The sequence below is a fragment of the Rhodopirellula maiorica SM1 genome (assembly GCF_000346295.1).
Lineage (GTDB): Bacteria > Planctomycetota > Planctomycetia > Pirellulales > Pirellulaceae > Novipirellula > Novipirellula maiorica.
This window is the reverse complement of record NZ_ANOG01000478.1, coordinates 1-14,245: the sequence shown is the minus strand read 5'-3', so window position 1 is coordinate 14,245 and position 14,245 is coordinate 1. Positions and strand designations below refer to the sequence as shown.

General features: G+C 54.7%; 12 protein-coding genes. 3 read left to right on the top strand and 9 right to left on the bottom strand.

The window, feature by feature from the left end; all coding sequences use genetic code 11:
- The 3 genes from RMSM_RS36935 to RMSM_RS15070 all read right to left on the bottom strand — a co-directional run.
- Nucleotides 1-3,148 (bottom strand): PAS domain-containing hybrid sensor histidine kinase/response regulator (locus RMSM_RS36935; RefSeq protein WP_052031646.1); only part of this gene is annotated, 3,148 nt, incomplete at its 3' end.
- Nucleotides 3,149-3,271: 123 nt separating this feature from the next.
- Nucleotides 3,272-4,297 carry a ribonuclease H family protein gene (locus RMSM_RS15075; protein WP_008697716.1) on the bottom strand — a complete coding sequence of 342 codons (1,026 nt, stop codon included), beginning with the start codon at nucleotides 4,295-4,297 and terminating at the stop codon, nucleotides 3,272-3,274.
- Between the two features lie 228 nt (nucleotides 4,298-4,525).
- A complete protein-coding gene (locus tag RMSM_RS15070; protein ID WP_008697714.1) occupies nucleotides 4,526-5,005 on the bottom strand; it encodes a hypothetical protein in 480 nt (159 codons plus the stop codon).
- A 218-nt stretch (nucleotides 5,006-5,223) separates the two neighbouring features.
- Here RMSM_RS15070 and RMSM_RS15065 point away from each other — a divergent pair, with 218 nt between their 5' ends.
- Genes RMSM_RS15065 through RMSM_RS15055 form a run of 3 tightly spaced genes read left to right on the top strand, consistent with a single transcriptional unit; the run spans nucleotide 5,224 to nucleotide 8,972 of the window.
- Nucleotides 5,224-6,288 (top strand): diacylglycerol/lipid kinase family protein, encoded by a 1,065-nt coding sequence (locus tag RMSM_RS15065; protein WP_008697713.1) that lies wholly within the window; start codon nucleotides 5,224-5,226, stop codon nucleotides 6,286-6,288.
- Between the two features lie 17 nt (nucleotides 6,289-6,305).
- The gene (kdsA, locus tag RMSM_RS15060) at nucleotides 6,306-7,160 is read left to right on the top strand and encodes a 3-deoxy-8-phosphooctulonate synthase (RefSeq protein WP_040766949.1); all 855 of its coding nucleotides are present in this window, start codon (nucleotides 6,306-6,308) and stop codon (nucleotides 7,158-7,160) included.
- A 24-nt stretch (nucleotides 7,161-7,184) separates the two neighbouring features.
- Entirely contained in the window at nucleotides 7,185-8,972 is a 1,788-nt protein-coding gene (locus tag RMSM_RS15055) for a tetratricopeptide repeat protein (RefSeq protein WP_008697703.1), read from the top strand.
- A gap of 19 nt (nucleotides 8,973-8,991) precedes the next feature.
- Here RMSM_RS15055 and RMSM_RS15050 read toward each other — a convergent pair whose 3' ends face one another.
- The 6 genes from RMSM_RS15050 to sufD all read right to left on the bottom strand — a co-directional run bounded on the left by RMSM_RS15050 (nucleotide 8,992) and on the right by sufD (nucleotide 14,030).
- Nucleotides 8,992-9,390 (bottom strand): methionine-R-sulfoxide reductase, encoded by a 399-nt coding sequence (locus tag RMSM_RS15050; protein ID WP_008697702.1) that lies wholly within the window; start codon nucleotides 9,388-9,390, stop codon nucleotides 8,992-8,994.
- A gap of 84 nt (nucleotides 9,391-9,474) precedes the next feature.
- A complete protein-coding gene (locus RMSM_RS15045) occupies nucleotides 9,475-10,089 on the bottom strand; it encodes an amino acid kinase family protein (protein WP_144057667.1) in 615 nt (204 codons plus the stop codon).
- Between the two features lie 69 nt (nucleotides 10,090-10,158).
- Nucleotides 10,159-11,226 (bottom strand): hydantoinase/oxoprolinase family protein, encoded by a 1,068-nt coding sequence (locus RMSM_RS15040; RefSeq protein ID WP_063870226.1) that lies wholly within the window; start codon nucleotides 11,224-11,226, stop codon nucleotides 10,159-10,161.
- Nucleotides 11,172-12,194, bottom strand: coding sequence for an ATP-grasp domain-containing protein (locus tag RMSM_RS38505; protein ID WP_008697699.1), 1,023 nt, complete (start codon nucleotides 12,192-12,194; stop codon nucleotides 11,172-11,174). The genes RMSM_RS15040 and RMSM_RS38505 overlap by 55 nt, the downstream gene beginning before the upstream one ends.
- A gap of 98 nt (nucleotides 12,195-12,292) precedes the next feature.
- Nucleotides 12,293-12,613: a metal-sulfur cluster assembly factor gene (locus RMSM_RS15030; RefSeq protein WP_008697698.1), complete on the bottom strand. Its 321-nt coding sequence runs from the start codon at nucleotides 12,611-12,613 to the stop codon at nucleotides 12,293-12,295.
- 112 nt (nucleotides 12,614-12,725) lie between these two features.
- Nucleotides 12,726-14,030, bottom strand: a complete 1,305-nt coding sequence (gene sufD / locus RMSM_RS15025; RefSeq protein ID WP_040766921.1) for a Fe-S cluster assembly protein SufD — start codon at nucleotides 14,028-14,030, stop codon at nucleotides 12,726-12,728.
- Between the last annotated feature and the right edge of the window lie 215 nt (nucleotides 14,031-14,245).

The window sequence follows — 14,245 nt, the reverse complement described above, 5'->3', positions numbered from 1 at the left end:
GGAAATCCGTTCTGTTTAGAACCAGAGCAAGTTTTTCGAATAGATTGGCAATCCGGATCGGTTTGGGGACATACTCATCCATGCCCGCTTCGAGGCAGCCTTCGCGATCTCCCTTCATCGCGTGTGCGGTCATGGCAATGATCGGGACATGGGATCCTGTTTGCTGTTCGATTTCGCGAATTTTTCGTGCTGCGGTCAATCCGTCCATCTCGGGCATTTGAACATCCATCAAGACCACGTCGAACGCCGTTTTGCTGACCGCATCGACCGCTTGTTGACCGTCACCCACGACTGTGACTTTGTGGTCGTATTTTGTCAGCACGCCGACCGCTAACTTTTGATTCACGACGTTGTCTTCGGCGAGCAAGATGTTCAGCGGACGGATGTCAAAATCTTCGCTTCGATGTTGCTCGTGATGGTCTTCGGTGACATTAACCCCAAGCGCCCGGACGACGGAATCGAACAGTTCGGATTGTTTGACCGGTTTCATCAAACGATCGGTCACTCGATATTCGTTACGACGTTTTTGGTCACCGATACGTCCACCCGATGTCAGCATGATGATCGGCATGTCATCAATGCCCTGTTCATTCCGGACGCGTTTTGCGAATTCAAACCCATCCTGTTCGGGCATGTTGACGTCGGCGATTGTCAGTCCGAATGGAGCCTCGGTTTCGATTGCCGCTTTGATTTCCGTGATGGCTTCTTCGGTGCCACTGGCCAACGTGGGATGCATGCCCCAATTGGTCAGCATTTCATGCAGAATCAATCGGTTGGTTTCGTTGTCATCGACGACCAACACACGGGTACCACCGACAACGACCATGCCGCGTTGGTTCGTCGATTGCACGTCTTCGTCGGCAATTTGCAGTTGGACGGTAAAGAAGAATTGGCTGCCGATTCCGACTTCGCTTTCAACCCAAATGGTGCCTCCCATCATGCCGACAAGTTTCGACGAGATCGCGAGCCCCAAACCGGTGCCACCATAACGTCGCGTCGTCGACGTATCGACTTGTTCGAATTCATTGAACACACTCGCGCATTTGTGTTCGGGGATGCCGATTCCGGTATCACGCACACAAACACACAGTTCAATTTCGGTGTCGGATTGTGATTTCAGTTCCACGTCCACCACGACTTCGCCGTTTTCGGTGAACTTGATCGAGTTTCCTACTAAATTGATCAACACTTGCCGAATGCGTCCTGCATCGCCGACGACATAGGGCGGAATCTCGGGAGCCACGCGAAACGCGAGTTCGAGTCCTTTGGAATGGGCGCGAACAGCCAACGTTTTCATCGTGTCGCCGAGCGTTTCACGCAGATCAAATGGCATGCTGTCGATGTCGAGCATGCCCGCTTCGATCTTGGAAAAATCGAGAACGTCGTTGATGATCGCGAGCAACGAATCGCCCGATTCGCCGACCATTTTTAAGTAACCGCGTTGCGTTGCATCAAGCTTGGTGTCGAGCAACAGTTCGGTCATGCCGATGATCGCATTCATCGGCGTGCGGATCTCATGACTCATGTTGGCAAGGAAGTCGCTCTTGGCACGATTGGCGGCATCGGCCGTTTCCATTGCGGTCCGCAGTTCTTCGGAGGCAATTTTTCTCGCGGTGATGTCACGACCGATTCCCACGATGCCGACGATGTCGCCATTTTCGTCACGCAGCGGAACCTTGGTCGTCAACAGCCAGCGTTTGTTTCCTTGGGCATCCAGCGAGGACTCTTCTTGATCAATCAACGGGATGCCAGAGCGGACAACATTCTGGTCATCCGTGACATAGTTGCAGGCCAATTCCGGCGGCAGGAAATCGTAATCGGTCTTGCCGACAACCTCTTCGACACTGTTTAGCTTTAGCAGTTTTACCAACGCGGTGTTGCCAGTGACAAATCGTCCAAAACGGTCTTTGACGTAAATCAAGTCGGGGATGTTGTTGGTGATTGTTTTCAACAGATCACGCTCGCGAGCCAATTCGAGTTCGGCACGCATTTGTTTGGTCACATCTCTTGATATTCCAAACGTACCGATGATTTCCCCATTCGGATTTCGCAGTGGCAGTTTGGTCGTCGAGCACCATGTGTCCTCGCGATCGGGCCACGTCTCGCGTTCGACTTTAGCAACCATCGCCTCGCCCGTCTTCATGATATGGCGTTCGTCGGCCAAGGCATTGCGGGCATGTTCCAATCCAAAAAACTCGGCGTCCGATTTGCCAATCGCTTCGGATGGATCCGCCAATTGGAACAACTTTGCGTGCGCGCGGCTGATGCGAATAAACCGGCTCTTCTTGTCTTTGAAGTAAATCGCATCGGGAACGTTTTCGAGCAACGTGTCCATCAAGAATCGGGTTTGTTGAAGTTCAAACTCCGTCGCTTTCTGGCTGCTGACGTCCCAAAAAATCACCTGGATACCCACCACCGTTCCTTTGGAATTGAAGGTGGGTAATTTGAGGACTTCGACGTAGACCGTGGTGCCGTCGGCGCTGCAATTCTCTTCGACCAAGTGTTCGGGTTGGCCGCTCTGCATCACCGCTTGGTCATTGTCGACATACGATTTTGCAAGTTCAGCGGGGTAGAGATCAAAGTCCGTTTTGCCAACGATCTCGTCTCGTGGTTTGCCGATCGACTTGCAAAAGTTTTCATTGGCGTATTGAATCCGTCCCTTCTTGTCTTTGCGAGTGACGTTGAGTTGAACGTGTTCGCGTAAGGTTTGGTGTTTGCTTAAGGATTCCAGTGAGGTGGGAAGCGAGAAATCTTTGGGCGAAATGATTTGTGCAATCGCATCAATTCGAATGGGATGACCATCGGCGTCGTTCGCCACGGTCAACTGCTCATCGAGCCAAGTGACTTTGCCGATCGAATCGACGACGCGGTATTTATGCCGCAGTGTGCCCTCCTCAAGCACGTTGACCATGTTTCGGCGGACATCGATTCGATCTTCGCTGTAAATCGCGCGTTGCCGCAGTTCGATCGGCTTGGACGGCTGGTAGCAGATATCGAAGACTTTTTCGGCAGCCCGGTTCAGATACAGCACCAAGTTGCCATCGACAGTCGAAGACCACAGCACATCCGAAACTCGGTCCATGATCGCTCGAGTCGAAGGATCAAATGGCTCTTGTGCCGTTGCGGACCGAGGTGCGTGGTCATTCATATTGCAGCCTACTTGGGAATGAGGAGGCCCTCATTTTAACTGGTTCCCATGCGTGCCGCAGCTTAAGAAGCTGGAAATGGCGACAAGAACTTGATTCCGTCGTCGAGGGTGATTTGCCGCTGGCTAGCGGCTGCGAATCAGGCGGCTGGGATCGATTTGGAGCCGCTGTATCGTTTCGGCCGCATCGCCGAGAAAACGCTCTGCATCAACAGGATAACCCGCAGTGGGACGAAGGATCTGTCCGTTTGACGCGTGTTTTTGGAAATAGCCATTGAAGGCATTCATGCATAGCTCTCGCAGGTATTTGGCATGGATCGATGACATTGCTACCGGCGGAAACGAGTCGCCTTTGACGGTAAAGCGAATCTGTATCGTGCAGTGATCCAAGACCAGCTGATAGATGCTTTCGCGCCGCGATTCCTGTACGATGCGAAGCGATGCATCCGGCCAAATATGCTGTAAAACCGCCCCGTAAAACTGACGTCCCCCGTGTCGATCGCAATAAACGACGATATTCGAAGGGGGCTCGCCGGTGAGTGAGCCGACCGATTCGCCTCGCTGTTGATCGATCACGTCGGCGATCAAACGGAGGCTGGTGTCCGACAGTAAGTCCGATTTGTTGAATCCGCGGTCAATCAATCGATTGAATTTTTCAGCCGTGACGATGCGGGTCGCGACTTGGACCAAGCAAGCCCCATTTTTCTGCCAGTGATCAATGACATGCTGAGCGTCGATGCGAGAAGTAAACGGTTGCGATCGCAGGTTCCTCAGCCACGCAGGGTGTCTTAACGCAGCTCCATCGGCAGTGGCGATCTTTTTTAGCCAAGGTTTTAGTTTCAGCTCGCTATCACCGCACCATGCTTTGCAAACACTGACAACGGCGTGCAGAACCGCCAGAGGATCATGGCGTCGGGATTGAAACAGTTTTTTGGAATCATCAACAATGAGTTTATGTTCACCCCAAAGGACGGGCTCGGATAGCGGAGCAAAATGGGCTGCGATCCCAGCGTCGCTATGTCCAGCGTCGGTTGACGCTCGTGATCGATCGGGGGCGATGGTGCCGTCGGGCAGCTGCCATGCGGTTGCCGCCACGACAAGAGGGCCTAGTTTCGGACCGTATCCGGCCTCGTCCACCGCGATCAGCAACATGAGAAAATAGAGGATTAGCAAGAGGACACGCGATAGGCATCGATCGATCACTGTTAGAGTCGATCACGAACCCAAAGTGTGCCGCGTTCCTCAGGATAGCTCAAGGTGACTAGCTCAAGGTGGCCAGCTGAAAGTGGCCAGGGGATTGATCGGGAACAGACGATCGGTTCGCCGAACCTGAGGTCGTCGTTGACGGCACCGTGCGGTCGATTCTGAGTGTGCCAATCGTCACGGATTGCGAGTGATCTGATGGGTGGTGGTGGGGCGGAGATCGACGCGTGATTCAGCAACGGGAAGTTCCAACCAATCGGTGATCAATAATCGCTGTACGATCGGTTCCTCGAGGTGTTTGCCGATAATTTCCATCATGCGATCACGCAATTCGCTTTGCTCGGGGTCTCGCAGCCAAGTCGTATCGACTTGACGCAACAGATGTTCGGCTTCTTCGTGGATTTCCATGGTCTGTTGCGAAAGCAGTTCTCGGCCGACGTGACGACGCGAGGGATCGAGCACCGCGTGCAGCTGAAAATGATAGACTCGGGAGGGATCCGATACGTTCTGGAAACGATATCGTCCCATATCGAACGTGTTCGATTCGATGTTCTGCAACCGCGCGACTCGGCTACGGACATAGCCGATCACCGCCGCATGGACGACGACAATGGCTAAGATCAACGCGGCTGCCCAGTATCGACGAAAGAAGCTCACGGCCTAGTTCTCTTGCACTATTGAATCGACGGAAAAGATGTACCCCGTTTGCCCTTGCCGGGATCGCGATCGCGTAAGATCTTTGATTCGGTGGGCTCTTAACGTTTTGAACGATCATGCGGTTTGTTCGGTGTAACGGGGCTGAACCCCACTGAATCATCGCCCGATCATTAAAACGATAGGTTAGAAATAGTGACCCAAATGCGATTGTTAAAAAAATGACCGCGTCGCCCCCTTCCGCCGGCGATGCCGCAAACAAGCCTGCCGCGATCAAGCCAGTCATGGTGCTTGTTTGCGCTAGCCCCAAAGCAGGGCGGGGGCAAGGACGCGAGGAAATCCCCAAGCTGGTTGCGAGATTGAAGCAACAAGGGATCGAAACGACCACGACCGATTCAATTGAAGTGATCCGCCAACACATTGCGAGATTTCAGTCGAATTCGGATCATTCACTGATCCTGGTCGCATGTGGAGGGGATGGTACCATCAGTTTGTTAGCCGATTTGGCTTCACCGGAGATCCCGATCGTGCCGATGCCGATGGGAACCGAGAATCTGTTGGCTCGACATTTCGGTTTTACCGGCACCGCCGACGACGTTGTTCAAACGATCGTCCAGGGGCATGACTATCGCATCGACGCTGGCTCGGCAAACGGTCGGTTGTTCCTGGTGATGGCATCGTGTGGCTTTGATGCGGAGGTCGTCCGCGACGTCCATCTGCGAAGACGAGGGCACATCCAACGGCTGAGCTACCTGCGTCCGGTCCTCCGCGCGATGACACGTTACCGATTTCCGAAAATCGATTTACGAATTGAGCGAGACAAGGATGACAAGGATGACAAGGATGACAAGGATGAATCGAACGACGGCAGCGATTTACAAACCGATGCCGCTCGCAAATCGTCAGCATCGTGCACCGAATCGTCCTGGCAACCTTGTTGGGCGATGGTTTTCAACATTCCTTGCTATGGCGGCGGGCTTCGCATCGAACCGGATGCCATTGAAAATGACAGCCTGCTCGATGTGATCACCTTTTATCAGGGGACGATCCTGAGCGGATTACGCTACGTCGCGGGAATTTTCACCGGGCGACATCTCGGGTTTGCGGATGTCAAGCGTCAACGGGCGAGTCGTGTTGTGATGACGTCAAACACCCGCGTGGCCTACCAATTGGATGGGGACTATGTCGGTCGTTTACCGCTGGAGATCCGTACGCTACCGGGGCGAGTTTGTTTGCGAATGCCCATCACCGCCAAATTTTCGGGGCGATTGTCGAATCGATCTTGATTGCCGATGATAAAGGCATGAGCAACACATCCCCAAGCAACAACGTCGCCACCGTCACGGTTGGCCCTTACCAATGCGGTCCGCAGCAACCGCTGCTGTTGATCGCCGGGCCCTGCGTCCTGCAGACCCAAGAGCTCGCTTTTTCGATCGCTGATGAATTGGCGGCGATCAACCAGCGCCCCGATGTCAACGTCGTCTTCAAGGCTTCCTTTGACAAGGCAAATCGGACCAGCGTCAATGCGAAACGCGGCCCCGGGATCGACGAAGGGCTGCGGATGCTCGAACAAGTCCACCAACATTGCGGGTTGCCCGTCACGACGGATGTCCATCTGCCGGAACAAGTCGACGCGGTGGCCGAGGTGTGTGCGCTTTTGCAAATCCCCGCGTTTCTCGCACGGCAAACTGACCTGGTCGTCGCTGCGGCCAAAACTGGACGCCCTCTGAACGTGAAAAAGGGGCAGTTTATGGCTCCCGAAGACATGCGATATGTCGTCGAAAAGGTTCACGCCAGCGGTGAGGGGGGCGTGATGCTGTGCGAACGCGGCACATTTTTCGGCTACGGACGATTGGTCAACGACATGCAGTCGCTGCCGATCATGCGGTCGCTTGGCGTGCCGGTGGTTTTTGACGCCACGCACAGCGTTCAGCGTCCTGGTGGTTTGGGGGGAGCGACGGGGGGAAATCGAGAAATGGTCGAACCTTTGGCACGGGCTGCCGTAGCAATCGGTATCGACGCTGTCTTTTTTGAAACGCATCCGGATCCTGAAACTTCCCCCAGTGACGGGCCCAATATGATTCCATTGGACGCCTTTGGACCGATGATGGATCGTTTGCTCAGGCTCCGCGCGGCCTGTGCTGAAATCTCGGCCTAAAGCATCACCTGTTCGAAACCTCCTATGGCCTCACAAACTCGCTTGTTCCGGCGACATCGAACTCTCGTTTCGCCTTATCACATCATCCGTCTCGCGGTTGCCCCACTCCTGTTGCTGGCGGCGATCGGTTGTAGCGACGATGCGACGATCGTGCAAAAAATTCAGGTTCAGCGTCAGACGCGTCTGCAAACCGAGACAAAGCAAGACCATTTGGGCGAAGTCCACAGTCTGTTGACCCGGTTGATCGAGTTGAATCAGGACGAATCGCGTCGCCAAATCACTTATCACCTGAACCGTTGGCTCGATTCGGTTCCGATGCCAGAAAACGCGTCACAGCCGAAGTTGTTAAAAACAATCTCGGATCTGTTGCCCAGCGAACGTGTCGACGAACTGGTTCTCGGCGACCGCTTTCTGCGTTCGGATGTCAGCCATCTGCGTGATGCTTACCTGTTTGGCGCGATCGCCAAGTGGGTGGATTCACCGCAAAGCGATGACCCGTTGTTGACGTCTTGGTTGGCCGAGCAAGAGGAGAAGCTAGGGGCGGACGAAGCGAACCAGCTGCGGACAGCATGCCGATTCTTTGATTGGACGATTCGCAATGTGGCGCTCGAGCCGTTTGTGGCTCCTCCGGCACTGCAAATCACGCCCCCCGAATTGCCGCTGGGGATGATTTTCCAGGGCGCCGGTTATCGACAAACTGATTATCAGAGCGTTTGGCGTGGAACCGGTGACGCGTTGCAGCGAACCGGTGTCTTCACGCAGTTGTGTCGTCAGGCGGGAATCACCGCGGCAATGTTGGCGATCCAGTCGACCGAGACCGGCCAATTGAAACCGTGGGCCATCGGCGTGCTGGTCGGCGAAAACGTCTATTTGTTCGAACCTGCCTTGGGCGTTTTCGTCCCCGGCCCGGATCAAATCGGGATCGCCACGTTGGCCCAGGCACGATCCGACGCTGCGGTGATGCGTCGGCTGAATATCCCCGGCTTCTACGACTATCCCTTCAGCAAACAAGATGTTCAGCAAAACATTGCATTGTTGAACGTGTTGCCGGTTGGGATCAGCTCGCGAATGCAGCATTTGGAATCTAGGTTGGCCGGAGATCGCCGGATGACGGTTTATACCAATGTTGACCAAGTCGCAGAGCGGCTCGATGCGGCAGCCGGAATTGCCGGTGTCCGTATTTGGGAGGTTCCGGTGTTGGCCGAGGTCTATCACGCCGCGCTGGACCAGGCGGCGCAGCGAGATCCTCTACTCGGGTTTTGGTATTTTTCGCGATGGGCGATCATGGACGCAGAGGTCGAATCGTCGCGGCTGTTTTCATTGGCTCGTTGGCGACATCTGCACGGCCAATTTGATAATGACGACGAAGCGAGTCTTAAAGGCGCGCGACCGTTGTACCTGAGCCAACGCAAACCCGAATTCGAGATCGCCGATCTTCGCATCGATGTGGATCTACAAAAGGCCTACGGCATCCGTCGCGAATTAGGGATGCCGCCCGAAGTGTATGACCGCCAAGTTCAGCAAGCCCAAGCGATGATCCGGCTGGGTAAGCAAACTGCAACGTATTGGCTCAGTTTGATTCAATACGACGATGGGCGTTATGACACAGCGGAAACTTGGTTCCGCAAACGGGTGCTCGAAGATTCTCAGCTGTCGCACTGGACCCCCGCAGCCCGCTACAACCTAGGTCGCACGATCGAACACTTGGGAAAAGACGAACAAGCCGTCGAGCTCTACAAGCACACCGGGGATATCCAAGAACACGGCAACCGAATCCGCGCTCGCTTGCTGCAAAAATCCGAATCGGACTGAGACCGCTCCCACGCGCGTCTTAGGCGTCGGGTTTGATCACGGCGGGGATCTCTTGGCCGGCCGGGATGAATCGCATCGACAGCGAATTGACGCAGTGACGAGTGTTCTTCTCGGTCAGCTGCTCACCTTTGAAAACATGGCCAAGATGGCCGCCACAGTTTTCGCACAGTATTTCGATGCGGCGCCCATCCGCATCGGTCTCGTGGCGAACGGCGTCTTTGATCTCGTCATCAAAACTAGGCCAACCACAACCTGAGTGAAATTTGTCCTGCGAACGATAAAGCTGGGCGTTGCAGCGGCGGCACAGGTAGGTGCCTTCGGCTTCATTGTTTAGCAGCTCACCGGTCCCAGGACGCTCGGTCCCTTTTTCCAGCAAAACGCGGGCTTCGTCGGGGTTCAGTTCATTGAATTCAGGCATAGGAAATTCCGTACTTTCAGGGCTAAAGGACAACGTCGTTTTTTTTCAACAGAGGCAACTTTTGGGGGCGGTCGCGCAGTGGGGTCACGCAGTGGCGTTCGCCGAAACGATTCGCAACTTCCAATCGGCGTGATCGAATGTGGCAAACGCCTCGTCAATCACACCACGCGAAATCAAGCTGCGGCGGTCCCATGACGGATCGACCTCGCACGACTTCAGCAGCACCAATTCATCGGCGTCGATGTCACTGCATAATTTAGCGGCCAACGAATCGCTGGTGGTTCGCCAATCGTGCGGCAGGTCGCCATCGTTGCCACGGTCATAGAAACATCGCACCGCGATCAAATGGGGGGCGGTGGTTGAAAATCCATGTTTCATCGATTGCCGTAGCGATGCCACCGTATCGATTCGGTGCCACGCGGGAAACCAATCGCTGATCACTTCGAAAGTATACTGCAGCAATTCAATACATTGCCAATGGGTTTTCGCCGGGTCGAGCGGCCGATGTTGGTCCCATTTTCGCAGTGCATCGACGAGATCGCCGCCGCCGACGATCAATAACGTCGCCGGTGAAACCGCAGTCGACGGATCCGCGACACCGATCGCGTCAAGCAACTTAGGAAGACAGCTCGATAGGTCGGGGCGTGCGATAAGACTGCCACCGATTTTGATGACGCGGCGCATCAGGTCAGTCCACATGATTTCAAAGGGCAAACGCCTGCAAGACCATTTCCGGCATGCGCTGGGATTCGCCAAGCCAGACCCGATTTAGGAAGCATTGTTTGCATGTGACTCGAGAAATCGCCGTAATTGTTTTGCGGCTGCGTACGATGGAGCGCCGCGTGCTGCTTCGTCACCCATTTGCTTGGTCATTGTGATCACTTCCACCTCGCGAGGAATTTTCAAAAGATCGTTCCCGTGGCCGCTGATCACGTAAATTGTGGGTTTGAAGGCCATTTTTGACAGCAGACGTTGTACTGAATACGCAATCTGTTGTTGTGCCGCCGAGACGACTTGCTCGGCGATGTGAGTCGCTTGGTCAAGCGACACGTTGCGTCGATCCAGTCCGATCATTCTGGCTAAACGGTTCGACGCGAATTCTTTTGTACGCGCTTTGCCATCGGCGGTTTCGAAGTCGCTAGCGTCCTCGGGGGTAAAGCCAAGCATCACGCGAGCGTCGTCGATGGTGGCAAAAAGTTCGTTCATGACCGGGATGCGATTGCCTCGGTAGGTCATCCACGAACAGAGTCCGCAGACCGGGGTTCGTTGGCAACCGACGTAGACAAGCGAACCTTCGCACAAACGGTCGTAGTCGGTTTGTGCTTTGGTCGCCACTTTCCCATTGCGAATCGGAACGATGTCGGTCGTGGTCGAGCCAATATCGATCAACAAGGCATTGGGCGTAATCGATTGGCTGACATAGCTTCCCAGTGCATGCCAGTTTGCTGCGGCAATCTGGTCGACATCTTCAGCCGCGACGTGCTCGCGGAACAGGCCATCAACCCCGTAGAAGTAGCAGGCGTTGATGCCAAGCTCGGCAGCGGCCCGTCGGGTATGGTCAACGATGTGAAAAACACCTTCGGCGCGATCGATAAAACAATCGGCAAGCTCGCCGGTCATCACCACGGCGACCGCTGAGACGCCCTGGTACAAACCAAGCGACTGGCAGAGCGAATCCTTTAACGTTTCCGGTTGACGCCACATCGGAAAAAAACACGCGTGCGCCTGTTTGGACTCGCTGGCAAATTTTAGATTGGCACCGCCAATATCGATTCCGACTATCACGTCGATTGCGTCACTGTATCGTTGATCCAAACCGTTCCCGAGGGTGTCCATCGCACCGAGTCGACTGCGGCGTTACAAGAAACCGGTCCGGTTTCCAGGTCGAATAGCCGAGCGGCAAGATTGCCATGGATCATTTGACGCAGTCCAACGTAGGACGTTGTCAGCCGGGGATTGATTTCGATCACGTAGTCTTCGCTTGAGCAGTCGCCCAACAGCATGTCGATTCCAACAAACCCGCGCGCGGTCGGCGGCATCGCGGCGATCGCTCGCGACGCCAACACGGCGGCGCGACGTTGTGCTTCATCGTCCAGCGGTCCTTGTCCACCCGCATATTCACAGGTCTTGTCTTCGAGTTCTTGACGCACCGCTGGCAGCAAGGTCAAGTTGGTCCCCGAGGCAATCAAGGCAATCGAAATCGCCAACCCCGGCATCCAAGGTTGCAGGATTAGATCGTCGCTCAACAGCGATCGGGCTTCGGCATAGGAATCAAACGTTCGTATTTCTTGGGTGCCACATCCGTCACGCGGTTTCATTACAAATCGTGTGAAGTGTTGGATCTCTTCTTCGTAGCGGTCATCGGCGAGCGTGACGAACAGCGGGTGGCCAACGCCTGCGGAATGCAGACATTTCGCCGTTTGCATCTTGTCGCTGGCCACACGAAGAAAATCACCGCTGCCCGCGATTACATCGACTCCGCCCGCTCGCAGCATCGCTACCGCTTTGGCCAAGATGCCGTTGCTCTCCGGAGCCACGATCAATGCCGCGTCACAGTTCTTGGCTGCCGAAACCCATTGTCCGTAGAAGGAATCGTTCGCATGCATTGGAACAATTTCCGCTGCATCGACGTCAATGTTCATGCGTGGGTCCAACGGCACCGTCACCGTGGCAAACTCTGACAAGTCACTTACGATGGCCCGCAGCATTGCGGCACCTTCGTGTCGCAATGAGTCAGGAATCGTGTCTAGTTCTTTCTCTGAATGGCCGCCACCACAGACGTACTCGCCGACAAAGATACGCATGAATTCGACCCGCTAATATGGCTTGCAATGAGCCCGTTGTTTAAATGGCCCGAGGGATGGTGGGTAGGCTTTCGAACTGTCACTCAAAAGGCAATCGATTAAAAAATGCCCAAGTGGTCGCGGGCTTCGTCCGTCATCTTATCGGGGGACCACGGCGGGTCCATCACCACTTTGACTTCGGCGATATTTACTTCGTCGAGTCCTTCGGCGGCGCCCTTGGTTCCGGCCACCAATTGAGGACCGGCGGGACACATTGGACTGGTCATCGTCATGTCGATTTCCACATCGTGACGGCCGTCTTCTTGTTCGTCGGCAATCCGGATTTCATAAACCAATCCAAGATCGACAATGTTGACATAAAGCTCAGGATCGATGACCTGTTTGAGCGCTTCACGGACTTTGTCTTCAGCAAGTGCCATGGTGATCGCTACCTATCGGACGGGGGGTGGAATAAGTGATCAATGGAGGAGACGAATGACTCGCGCCGCCGCGAGTCTCGTCGATTGTACCAAATTACAGGACTTTTGTAGACTATTCGTACTCGCGAACTTGGCGAGCAATTGCAGCCCCCAAGGCGTCACGAACACTTTCGATCGTGATACGATCGAAAATCTGTTGAAAGAAGCCGCTGACGATCATCCGAGTGGCTTCCTTGCGAGTAAAGCCGCGGCATTGAGCGTAGAAAATCTGCTCCTCATCCACCTTCGCCGTCGTGCTGCCGTGGGTGCAACGTACGTCGTCCGCTTCGATCTCCAATCCTGGAATCGAATCGGCACGTGATGATTCAGACAGCACCAGGTTGTCGTTGCGTTGATAGCCATCGGTTTTCTGCGCGATCGGATCAACTTTGATCATGCCACGCCAAACGGTGCGGCTCTTGTCTTGTTGAGCCGATTTGTACAAAAAGTCGCTGTGGCAACTGGGGGCCCGGTGATGCTGCAGCGTGTGGTAGGCAAGGTGTTGACGACCTTCGGTGAACAGCACGCCGTTGACTTGGCTGTCGGCACCTGGGCCGACCAAATCGACCGACTGGTTCACCTTTGATAACAGCGAACCCATTGCCGCGATCGTCCACTGCAGCGTCGAGTCTTTGCCGACCAATGCTTTTTGATGAGCAAATTGGTAGGTGCCATAACCCCATTCTTGCAAGTTCACGTAGCGAAGATGCGAGTTGGCCTTTTGGATCACTTCGACCGCGCCGACATGTAACCCTTTGCTCTGTTCGCCGACGCCATTGGATTCGTGCAATACCGTAGCTTCGGCACCATCTTCCAACACGATCAGCGTGTGTGTTGTATCGGTGCCTCCGTCGGTCATCATCGAACCGATATGCAGCGGTTTGTCGAGCACGACACCGCGGGGAACGTACAAAAATTGGCCGCCCGACCAAAACGCCGCATGCAGTGCCGCGAACTTGTCGTAATCAGGGTCAAACGCGGTGAACAAATGAGGCCGAACCAATTCAGGATGCTCGGCACACATGCGTGACAAACTGCCAAACACAACGCCCTTGGCAGCCAGTTCTTCGTCCAAGGTTTCGCCAACGACGTAGCTATCAACCGTTTCGATCGAACCGCCTAGCTCGACCCCTTCGCGAAGTTGTGCCTTGGTCGGGGCGTCGCGTGACTCGGTCGCAGGGATTCCAAACTTGCCCAATTGAAAAGCGCGGATGTCGGTGCGGATCCACTCTTCGTGACGTCGTTCGGGCCACCCCATTTTCTCGAAGTGCTGCCACGCATCACGGCGGAGTTGTGTCAGCCAATCGGGTTCGCTTTGGGCCGCCAAGAAAGAATCGAAACCGGCTTGATCGAACGTTAAAGTTGTCGTTTGCGTCATCTGAAATTTTGTTAGCTTGAAGCGGCAAGCAAACACGCGTGCCACGTGAAGGAATGAGAGGCATGGCAGTCAAACACGCCGGCGCGAACCATCGAGCAGGTGTCGCGCCCGAATCGGTGCGTTATTTGACTGCGAACTAGGGGGCGGGCAGGTGCGGTTTAGCCGACACTGCCTTCCATTTGCAATTGAATCAAGCGATTCATTTCGATCGCGTA